Below are 1,521 nucleotides of genomic sequence, written 5' to 3' on the forward strand. Positions count from 1 at the left end.
TAATAAAACCATTAATAATATACCACAGTATTGCTATTTAATTTGATAAATAAAATAAAAATAATTTAAAAATTTAATCCTTAACGCCTGAGAGTATTTTTTCTGGAAGTTTCTGGCCCCTTGTTTCCTTCATTAAAAATACAAGAGGCATCACCAGCACAAATCCTATGGCGGTGTATGCCACGGCATGGCCAAACCCAACCAGAAGCGCGAGATAACCTATGATGAATATCAGTGCTGCGGCAAAATACCTTGCAAAGGTGGTTATTGCTGCAAAGCCTGAATTTCTAAATTCTGTTGGATAAAGCTCAGGGCTCCAGAGGGTAAATACCGAAAAGTCAGCACCCCCAAGGCCAAGTAATGGTATTGCCAGATAAAGATAAAATAATGAGTTCATATAGAATATTATATCGTAAATAAGAACAACACTGATGGTCATAAGCACCAGAAAGATTATCAATGTTATTCTCCTTCCAAGTTTTTCCGCCATTAATGGCATTAGTATGCATCCAATTATTGTAAATGCTGACACCTCTGCACCACCAGCTGCAACATAATATACAACTGGATATTTAAGCATGGCAATTTTGGCTGTTATATCCTCAATTATTGTTGGGACATACACAGTACCGCTGTAAAGTCCCAGTATAACGGCAGACATAACCAGGGATGCTATTACAGTGGATTTTGCATAACCTTTTTTGAATATGGAATAAAATGATTCCCTGGCCTTCAATGAATTTTTGGCAGCCCTTTTAACATTAACCCATTTTTCAGGCTCCTTTGTTTTATACCTTACATAAATTATGAAGATTACAGGAAGCCCTCCAAGTATAAGCATTCCACGGAATCCAATAAATGGCTCAAGGACAAGCTCCGCCAGTGCGGCAAATAAAAATCCAAAGTAAAAGCCCGTATGGAAAAGCCCAGCTCCCATAACCCTTCTATCCTCAGGGAAAACCTCTGCAACTGTGGTTCCGCCTGAAAACCATTCTGCACCAATCCCGAGACCTGTCAGGAATCTAAAGACCATAAATTCATATGCATTGGTTGATAAACCACTCAGAACCGACCCAACGGCAAATAAGATGATGCTTAAGGATAGTATTTTTATTCTTCCGTATTTATCACCAAGCGGGCCAAAAATAAATGATGTGCCCCATCCTATTAGAAATACTGCAAAAAATGCTGCAAGGAAAAATGATGTAAGGCTCAGGCTTATACCTGTGGCGGGAAGTAAATATCTGGTTGCGGCCAGATCTATAAATGCATAAACGAAGGTTGTAAATCCATCAAGAACCCAGCCTCCCCATGCGGCATAAAATGCTGACCACCTTATATTGCCCCAGGGCGTTTTGACCTGAACAGCATTCTGTGACATAAATATATTAAATAATTATTGAATAAATAAATTCCTGTATGAACATAAGTATAAGAAATATTATATCAATATACATTAAAACATATAATTAAATTAAACGTTAATTGTTATTATATGACAATATATCTCATATACTATTT

At 37.2% G+C, this 1,521-nt stretch carries 1 protein-coding gene; it reads right to left on the reverse strand.

All coding sequences use genetic code 11. The features are described 5' to 3' along the window. Nucleotides 1-73: 73 nt before the first annotated feature. Nucleotides 74-1,381 carry an MFS transporter gene (locus tag AOG54_RS03445; protein ID WP_048102236.1) on the reverse strand — a complete coding sequence of 436 codons (1,308 nt, stop codon included), beginning with the start codon at nucleotides 1,379-1,381 and terminating at the stop codon, nucleotides 74-76. Nucleotides 1,382-1,521: the final 140 nt, after the last annotated feature.

The sequence above is a fragment of the Acidiplasma aeolicum genome, from assembly GCF_001402945.1.
Taxonomy (GTDB): domain Archaea; phylum Thermoplasmatota; class Thermoplasmata; order Thermoplasmatales; family Thermoplasmataceae; genus Acidiplasma; species Acidiplasma aeolicum.

Excerpts from the sequence above, each read along its gene's own strand:
- AOG54_RS03445 (WP_048102236.1), bottom strand. The coding sequence starts at position 1,381 with ATGTCACAGAATGCTGTTCAGGTCAAAACGCCCTGGGGCAATATAAGG.